At 65.5% G+C, this 2,271-nt stretch carries 2 protein-coding genes and 1 pseudogene; all 3 read left to right on the plus strand.

Going from position 1 to position 2,271, the window contains the following annotated elements; all coding sequences use genetic code 11:
• Positions 1-261, plus strand: a pseudogene (locus WA702_RS27425) (tryptophan synthase subunit beta); the annotation flags it as partial.
• A 160-nt stretch (positions 262-421) separates the two neighbouring features.
• Positions 422-1,258 carry a tryptophan synthase subunit alpha gene (trpA, locus tag WA702_RS27430; protein ID WP_425113676.1) on the plus strand — a complete coding sequence of 279 codons (837 nt, stop codon included), beginning with the start codon at positions 422-424 and terminating at the stop codon, positions 1,256-1,258.
• A 94-nt stretch (positions 1,259-1,352) separates the two neighbouring features.
• Positions 1,353-2,271: acetyl-CoA carboxylase, carboxyltransferase subunit beta (gene accD / locus WA702_RS27435; RefSeq protein WP_425113677.1), on the plus strand; the 919-nt coding region annotated here is incomplete at its 3' end.

A 2,271-nucleotide genomic window follows, 5' to 3' on the forward strand; every position in this document is an offset into this window, starting at 1 on the left:
CCGGAGCACTCCTGGCTGCACGACGTCGGCCGTGTGAAGTATCTGTCGGCAACCGACGAGGAGGCGCTGTCGGCGTTCCAGCTGCTGTCCCGGCTCGAGGGCATCATCCCCGCGCTGGAATCGGCACACGCGATCGCCCGGGTGGTGGAGCTCGCGCCGCAGAAGCCTAGGGATCACCTGATGGTGGTCAACCTCTCCGGCCGCGGCGACAAGGACGTGCCGCAAGTCGGCGACATCCTGCGCGCGAGGAAGGTGTTGTGACGCTGGATCGATCAGTCGAGAACCGTAGGGTGGGCAAAGCGAAGCGTGCCCACCATCGATCGGTCTGCTCGAGACATGGTGGGCACGGCGCTGCGCGCCTTTGCCCACCCTACGCTATAGTGCCCGGCGCAACAGCGCGGCCGAATTCCAGGAAGCTTTCATGACCACCCGCATCGATGCGCGCTTTGCGCAGCTCAAGAAAGAAGGCCGCTCGGCCTTCGTCACCTTCGTCATGGCCGGCGATCCCGATCCGGAGACCTCGCTCGCCATCGTCAAGGCGCTGCCGCAGGCGGGCGCCGATGTGATCGAGCTCGGCATGCCCTTCACCGATCCGATGGCCGACGGCCCCTCGATCCAGGCGGCGGGCCTGCGCGCACTCAGAGCCGGCATGACGCTGAAGAAGACGCTGGCGCTGGTCAAACGCTTCCGCGAGACCGACGATGCCACGCCGATCGTGCTGATGGGCTACTACAACCCGATCTACATCTACGGCGTCGATAGTTTCCTCGTCGATGCCAAGGCCGCCGGTGTCGATGGGCTGATCATCGTCGACCTGCCGCCGGAGGAAGACACCGAACTGTGCGTGCCGGCGCTCAAGGCCGGCCTCAACTTCATCCGCCTCGCAACGCCGACCACCGATGACAAGCGGCTGCCGGCGGTGCTCGCCAACACCTCCGGCTTCGTCTACTACGTCTCGATCACCGGTATCACCGGTGCTGCGGCGGCAGATGCGACGATGGTCAGCGGGGCCGTTGCGCGCATCAAGCGCCACACCTCGCTGCCGGTCTGCGTCGGCTTCGGCATCCGCACGCCGGAGACGGCGCGTGCCATCGCCGAGAACTCGGATGGCGCCGTGGTCGGCACCGCACTGGTCGATGCCCTCAAGGGCAGCCTCGATGCCGAAGGTAAGGCAACGCCGAAGACCGTCAGCGCGGTGGCTGATCTCGTGGCCGCGCTGGCTCAGGGTGTCCGCGGCGCCAGGCAGGCCGCGGAATAGGCCGTTTCTAGGAATGATCTCACGGCGGAGCGCGAGCTTGCCGAGACTTGACCTTCTCGCCATATACCAAGGCGATCGCACGACGGAGCGACACATGAACTGGCTTACCAATGTGGTCCGGCCGAAGATCCGCAACATCTTGCGTCGGGAGACGCCGGAGAATCTCTGGATCAAGTGCCCCGATTCCGGGCAGCTCGTGTTCTACAAGGATGTCGAGGCCAATCAGTTCGTCATTCCCGGCTCGAACTACCATCTGCGCATGAACGCGGCGGCGCGGCTGAAGTCGGTGTTCGACAACGAGACCTGGTATGACATTGCTCTCCCCGAGGTCACGGCGGATCCGCTGAAATTTCGTGACGAGCGGCGCTATGCCGACCGCATCCGGGATGCACGCGCGCGCACCGGCATGAATGATGCGGTCAAGGTCGGCTACGGCAAGCTCGAAGGCATGGGCACCGTGGTCGCCGTGCAGGATTTCGATTTCATGGGTGGCTCGCTCGGCATGGCGGCGGGCGAGGCGATCGTGCGCGGGCTCGAGCTTGCGGTCGAGAAGAGCGCGCCCTTCATCGTCTTCGCGGCCTCCGGCGGCGCCCGCATGCAGGAGGGCATCTTGTCGCTGATGCAGATGCCGCGCACTACGGTCGCGATCCAGATGCTGCGCGAAGCGCGAAAACCCTACATCGTAGTGCTGACCAATCCGACCACGGGCGGCGTCACGGCCTCTTACGCCATGCTGGGCGATGTCCACATCGCCGAACCCGGCGCGCTGATCGGCTTTGCCGGCGCCCGCGTGATCGAGCAGACCATTCGCGAGAAGCTGCCGGAAGGTTTCCAGCGCGCCGAATATCTGCTCGACCACGGCATGGTCGATATGGTCGTGCACCGCCATGAGCTGCGGCCGACATTGGCGCGGCTCTGCCGCATCCTGACCAAGCAGGCCGCAGTCGAGCCCGTCAAGACAGCAGCGCCGCAATTGTCGCCGCCGCCAACGCAGGCGGTTGCCAGCACCGACG

Source organism: Bradyrhizobium sp., assembly GCF_049798375.1.
In the GTDB taxonomy this organism is placed as follows: Bacteria; Pseudomonadota; Alphaproteobacteria; order Rhizobiales; family Xanthobacteraceae; genus Bradyrhizobium.